Below are 249 nucleotides of genomic sequence, written 5' to 3'. Positions count from 1 at the left end.
AATGTACATAAATCGACATAAAAGTCCTCGAGAATCGGGAAGTCCTTTGACATTAAACTTGTAAAATTGCTCTCTTCATTAATGGAAAAACGATTGTAAGGGTTGAACAGTGTCTTATCTAAAATACTAGATTCAACCTGGGATAAGTCAGCTTTTAAAACTTTGAAAAAGGCCTTAAGACGTTGAACCTTTTGTTTAACAAGGTCCCTTATGAATTCCGAATCATCATTAAAATCTTCGGTGTCCGTA

Annotated in this window: 1 pseudogene; it reads right to left on the bottom strand. The window is 34.5% G+C overall.

Going from position 1 to position 249, the window contains the following annotated elements:
- Positions 1 to 249 (bottom strand): annotated as a pseudogene (locus SB773_RS33710) (hypothetical protein); the annotation flags it as partial.

This window comes from Bacillus sp. SIMBA_074, from assembly GCF_046534555.1.
GTDB classification, from domain to species: domain Bacteria; phylum Bacillota; class Bacilli; order Bacillales; family Bacillaceae_G; genus Bacillus_A; species Bacillus_A mycoides.
Note: the sequence above shows the minus strand (reverse complement) of the source record. Positions and strands in the feature narration are given on the sequence as shown.